The sequence below is a fragment of the Hominilimicola sp. genome (genome assembly GCF_046972485.1).
Taxonomy (GTDB): Bacteria; Bacillota; Clostridia; order UBA1381; family UBA1381; genus Hominilimicola; species Hominilimicola fabiformis.
In genome coordinates this window covers 1-6431 of sequence record NZ_JBKVWU010000123.1, presented here as the reverse complement: position 1 = coordinate 6431, position 6431 = coordinate 1, and the positions used below count along the sequence as shown (strand labels likewise).

Below are 6431 nucleotides of genomic sequence, written 5' to 3'. Positions count from 1 at the left end.
CTTTTACATATACCGGACCGTTTGTTGTATCGATAACAACCTTACCGCCTTGAACGCTTAGTCCGTCAAATGATGTATTTTCTGAAATTGTGTAATATGGATAACCGTTTTCGTCGGTAGGAAGACTCGGATACGACCAGGCATTAACGCCTACCCAACCTTGTGCAGATGTGTATTCTACATCTTCATAAGCAGGTGTTTCGGGTTTTACAGAATCATCTGTAAGATAAGTATCGGGATAATATGCATCAAGATACTTTGACATATTTTCTTCAACCTTATCCACACCTTTTCTGTTTGTGTCTTTAAGGATTGCAGAATATTCGTCTTGATAGCTTACTTCTTGTGATGAAATTATATCACCGTCAAGATAGTTTTCACCAGCATTGTCAAACTTAACCTGTCCGCCTGCATACACGTCACCCTCAATATTCATTGATTGATGTGCGTTTACCCCGTCAAATGCTACAACAGCCGCATTGTTGATTGTAGAAACCTGTGTTTCCGGAATCTGAGCAAAAGCAGACACTGCCATTGTAAGCATTGATCCTGCAACCAAGCAGGAAACCATTTTTTTCATGTTCATAAACCTCTCCCTCTCTCCAGTTATTATACTATCAATATATAGTTATATTAATTGTATATACATATAATACCACTCAACATCTATATTTGTCAATATCTTCAGGAAAATTTTATAACATAAATTATCCTTATTTCACCCAGTCAGCCCATTCGTAGTCGTTGATTGAATCTTTGATGTAATCCTTAGTAAGTTCCAGTGCAACAATTACATTCAGACACCACTGTGAAGTAAAGTTTGTACTTATCCAGAACATTTCTTCGAGATTTTCATTATTAAAGTAATTCTTGTAAATTCCTATATCGAAATTATCTTTCTTGTCCTTGCCTGCCAAAGAATGAATAAGCACTTGCCATACTTGATATGCAAGCTCGGCATTATCCGTTTCTCTTGCCGCATATCCGCACAAAGCCGATGCCATATACGGATAAACAAATCCGTTGCCGGTCAAAAGACCGTTTGAAATTTTCTTTTTTTCCTCAACCGGTAAGAAGTAAAATTCGCCGTACTGAACAAGCATATCCTTAAATACTTCATCATCTAAAAGTTCAGCAAGTTCAAACCAAGTTTCGGGACCGCCCATACAAACGGCAAGGTGTGCACCGCCTGCGGCACTTTCGCCGATATATCCCAAATGGCCCGTTTCGGGATCATATTCATAGTTTGAACCCGAAATCATACGCATAGGCGACTTTTTCAAATCATTGATACCCGTAACAATCTTATCTCTGTAATGATTATCGTTATCTCTCTCCCAAGCCGTATACCAGTTTGAGCAATATGTTGACCAGTCCGGACCGCTTCTTGCATGAGTAGGAAGTTTCATTTCTTCTTTCTTATAGAAATATCTAAGCGGATCCATATTAAGCGTTGCATAGTCTGCGTCCTTAACATCGTCCATTGCGTCACCTATTCTCGGATCACCGCCCATCAAATAATACAATGCTCTGTGATGTCCTGCCATAGCGATACGCGGTTCTTTACAGGAATCGCCCCAATGCACAACATTATGACGGCTGCCAAGACCTTTCAAATCACCGAAATGGTATATATCAACATCTGCACTGTGACGGCTCATTGCCTCTGCCATAGTGAAAATATCTTCTCTGCCCGAACGCATAAATGCAAGCCACAGCCACAATGTCGGTATAAGTTCGGTATTCTGCCAAGCGTAACCGCCCATATCATATCTCCAACAATGACGCTGTGCGTCATATGTGTGCATTATATCGCCGTAATCCCAAAGACCGTACCAATGTCTTTGTTCGACTTCGTTCTTATAAAATGCAAATGCTTTGTCAAGTTCTTCTTCAAGCCATTTTTTAAGCGGTGTATCCTTTGACGGCAAGCTCCATTCACCCATAGCCTTAACTTCGTGATAATATTCAGGAGTTGCAACAAGTACAGACGGTTTCTGTACAGTTTCGGCTTGTTTCATAAGTTCATCGTCCGACGGCACTGTGTCATATAAAAACAGTGACATTTCGTTTGTATTCGCAATTCCGTATGCCGATGAGCCTATTTCAGGAAATCCCTCATAATATGTTTGGTCATGTGCAACGGTGTCATAGTGACGCATATCCTGTGCTTCTGCGTCCGGCGGAACAATCCATGCGGTAAGGCTTGCGTTATCCGTACAAAGTCCGTCAGCATAAAGTGATGTAGGATACTTCTCCCAGAAGTTGTGTATACAAAATGCCGTACCTTTTGTTTCGTCCGCAATGTACATAAGACCTTTTGAGCGTTTGCCCCAAATTGCCTTTATAAATGTACATTCTTCGTGTCCTGTGCGTTTCTTTACTTCAAAGCTGTCTGCCGTAACCTGTTGCAAACGATAGCTGTCCCACTTTGTTACATTATCAATTTCCTCTTTTGTAACCGCATTACCGTTTCTTAAATCAACCATTTCGGAAAGGCTTACTTTTTCGCCCGCAAGCTGTTTTGAATAAATCGGCTGAATACCGATTGACGGTCCAAGACGCGGTCGCCACAAATTTAAAAGCTGCATTGTTTCGTGCATAACACCGCAGTCGCCTGTTATCTTTATACGTCTGTTATAAAGTTCACCTTCCATTTTTCTTGTAAGCTGAACGCCGACACCTTTTATAAAATCGGTCTTTTCATCGCCGTCATACAAGAATGTATGGATAATCTTGATTTCATTTTCATCATAGAATACAGAAAATCTGATTATGTAACGCAAAAATTCACTGCCGTCACTGTTTTTGTGTTCACCCGTAACTTTTACTGTTGTTTTCAAATCGCCGCAATCTTCAATTTCAACAGTATTGATTTCTCCGATATACGGTATGCTTTTTCTTATTTCAACGTCACCGTCTTTACTGCGAAGTTCTTTTACGGCTTTTAATGTTACATCACCGTAAGGAGTTTTCATCAAGACCGAACCTTGTTTTGGGAATACCGCTTTAAATTTGCCGTTATCGACAGTTATCTCGTTTTCTGTTTCATTTGTCTTTATTCCGTCAAAACCGTCATATTTATCCGCTTTGTTTATTTCAACAGTTTCACTGTCTGTTTTGATTGTGTACGAACTCCATTTTGTTGAACCGTCGGGATAATATGCAATCGGCTTTTCCTGATATGCGATACCGTTTCCGTTTTCGTCATTTACTGAAAATACTGTTTCTTTTGTAACTTCGCCTTTGTTCCAAGGCACACCGAATGTAACATATCCGCCTTTTGAACGGTTTTCAAGCCAATGTAATTTTACGCTACTCATTTTCACATCTCCTTATATTCTTGCAACGCCCGATTCTCTTGCCGCTTTTGCAACGGCTTTTGCAACGTTTTCCGCTACACGCTTATCGAAAGCGTCAGGAATAATATATTCATCATTAAGTTCATCGTCTTTGATAATATCGGCAATCGCCTGTGCGGCTGCCATTTTCATTTCATCATTAATATCGCTTGCTCTTACGTCAAGTGCACCTCTGAATATACCAGGGAATGCAAGCACATTGTTGATTTGATTAGGAAAATCACTTCTTCCCGTACCTATAACTCTTACGCCTGCCTTCTTTGCAACATCAGGCATAATTTCCGGAACAGGATTTGCCATAGCAAACACGATTGGATCTTTAGCCATTTTTGCAACCATTTCTTCCGTAAGAATACCCGGTGCGGAAACACCTATAAATAAATCTGCGTCTACGATTGCCTCATCAAGCTTTACGTCAAGATTGTCCGGATTTGTAAGTTCGGCAAGCTTTGCCTGTTCACTGTTCATTTCAGGGTTTCCTCTGTAAAGTGAGCCGTACTTGTCACACATAATTACATTCTTCAAACCTCTTGAAACAAGCAATCTTGTTATCGCCATACCTGCCGAGCCCGCACCGTTTACAACGGCTTTAATTTCCGTAATATCCTTGCCGACTACCTTTAGAGCGTTAAGCACCGACGCAAGTACGACAACGGCTGTACCGTGTTGGTCATCGTGGAATACAGGAATATCACATTCTTCTCTCAATCTTCTTTCAATCTCAATACATCTCGGAGCGGATATATCCTCAAGATTAACACCGCCGAATGAACCGGCAATCATTTTAACCGTATTTACAATTTCGTCAACGTCCTTTGAACGAACGCAAAGCGGAAATGCGTCAACATCCGCAAACACCTTGAATAATGCGCATTTACCCTCCATTACAGGCATACCTGCCTCCGGACCTATATCGCCAAGTCCGAGTACAGCTGTACCGTCCGTTATAACGGCAACAAGGTTTGAACGTCTTGTGTATTTATATGACAAATCCACGTCCTTTGAAATTTCAAGACAAGGCTCTGCAACACCCGGTGTGTATGCAACAGAAAGTTCTTCTCTGTTTGTAACCTTTGCTCTTGACACAACTTCAATTTTACCGTGCCAGTCCTCGTGTTGTTTTAGTGCAAATTCTTTCTTATCCATTAGTTTCTCTCCTATTCTATCACTGTGTACAATTACTTTCATTTTATCACAACTCATTCGTACATTCAATACATTTGCATTACTTAATTCATTTATTTTCTTATTTATACAATCTCACCAAACAAACCTTACTGTTTTTAGCAAAAATATGCACAACAATTAACAAAATAGTTCTTTTCTTTTTGTAAAAAATATTGTATAATATATATGACATAGTATGAGAATATTATATTTATATATATAAATTCCCAAATTTCAAAGGAGAAGATTATTATGATTACTATTACCGGAAAACCAGTATGCAGCGGTGTTGCATTTGGACCTGTGTTTGTTTTCAGCCGTGAGGAAAGCACAATTAAAAGACATCATATCGAAAGCAGTGATGATGAAATCGCTCGTTTTGAATCAGCACGTCAGCAGACAATCAGTGAACTTGGTATGCTTTATGATAAGGCTCTTGCCGAAGTCGGCGAGGCTAACGCAATGATTTTTCAAATTCATCAGATGATGCTTGACGACCTTGATTATATCGAATCAATCAAAAATATAATTACCGACCAGCTTATAAATGCCGAAACCGCTGTTGCACAAACTTGCGACAATTTTGTGCAAATGTTCCGTGCAATGGACGATCCGTATATGCGTGAAAGAAGTGCGGATGTCAAAGACGTTTCGGAAAGACTAATAAAAATTCTTTCAGGTAAGGACAAGGACGGTCTTGTTACGGACGAACCTGTTATAATCATTTCCGATGACCTTGCACCGAGCGAAACGGTTCAGTTCGACAAGAGCAAAATTCTCGCTTTTGTAACAGAGGGCGGCTCTACAAATTCTCATACATCAATTCTTGCAAGAATGATGAATATTCCCGCAATGATTGGTGCAAAGGGCGTTTTATCTGCCGATGCAAACGGCAAAAATGCCATTGTTGACGGTTTTACGGGCACGATTTATATTGATCCCGACGAAGCTACAATCAACGAAATGACTAAGAAAAAAGAAGAAATTGATAAGCAAAACAAACTTCTTCAACAATTAAAAGGTCGTGAAAGCGTAACAAAAGACGGTCAAAAGATTGAACTTTGTGCAAATATCGGAAGTGTTCTTGATGTCGGCAATGTTTTGAAAAACGATGCCGAGGGTATCGGACTTTTCAGAAGTGAATTTTTATATCTTGAAAGCAACGATTATCCTTCTGAAGATGTTCAGTTTGCCGCATATAAAGATGTGCTTTCAAAAATGGTTAATAAACGTGTAATCGTTCGTACACTTGACATCGGCGCAGACAAGCAGGTTGATTACTTTAATATGCCGAAAGAAGAAAATCCGGCTATGGGTATTCGTGCAATAAGAATTTGCCTTCAAAGACCGGATATATTCAAAACTCAGCTTCGTGCTCTATATCGTGCATCGGTATTCGGTAAACTTGCTATTATGTTTCCTATGATTGCTTCGGAATGGGAAATCGTAAAAATACTCGAAATAATTGATGAAGTTAAAGCAGAACTTGACAGTGAGGGCATTGCTTATTCAAAGAATGTCGAACTTGGTTGTATGATTGAAACACCTGCCGCAGCGGTAATCAGCGATATTCTTTCAAAGCACCTGGACTTCTTCTCAATCGGTACAAATGACCTTACTCAATATACTCTTGCCGCTGACAGACAAAATCCCGATATAGGCAAATTCTGTGACACACATCATGTTGCAATTTTAAGACTTATTAATATGATAGTACAAAACGCTCATAAAAACGGTACATGGGTTGGAATTTGCGGCGAACTCGGTGCAGACCTTGAACTTACCGAAGCATTTCTTGCTATTGGCGTTGACGAACTTTCCGTCACCCCAAGTGCTATTTTACCGATACGTAAAAAGGTTATTGAAACAAATTTTTCTGAAATTAAAGAAAGTTTTTTAGAC

4 protein-coding genes are annotated in these 6431 nt (G+C 39.7%); 1 reads left to right on the top strand and 3 read right to left on the bottom strand.

All coding sequences use genetic code 11. The annotated features are described in order from the left end of the window. The 3 genes from ACLTU0_RS10095 to ACLTU0_RS10085 form a co-directional block, all read right to left on the bottom strand. The coding region (locus ACLTU0_RS10095; protein WP_412322311.1) for a hypothetical protein at positions 1-586 on the bottom strand (586 nt) is incomplete at its 3' end. Between the two features lie 127 nt (positions 587-713). Beyond that, a complete protein-coding gene (locus ACLTU0_RS10090; RefSeq protein ID WP_022230492.1) occupies positions 714-3323 on the bottom strand; it encodes a hypothetical protein in 2610 nt (869 codons plus the stop codon). A 12-nt stretch (positions 3324-3335) separates the two neighbouring features. Beyond that, entirely contained in the window at positions 3336-4508 is a 1173-nt protein-coding gene (locus tag ACLTU0_RS10085; protein ID WP_022230491.1) for an NADP-dependent malic enzyme, read from the bottom strand. 273 nt (positions 4509-4781) lie between these two features. On the opposite strand from ACLTU0_RS10085, the gene ptsP reads away from it, so the two are divergent. Beyond that, a partial coding sequence (ptsP, locus tag ACLTU0_RS10080) for a phosphoenolpyruvate--protein phosphotransferase (RefSeq protein ID WP_412322309.1) occupies positions 4782-6431 on the top strand: 1650 nt, incomplete at its 3' end.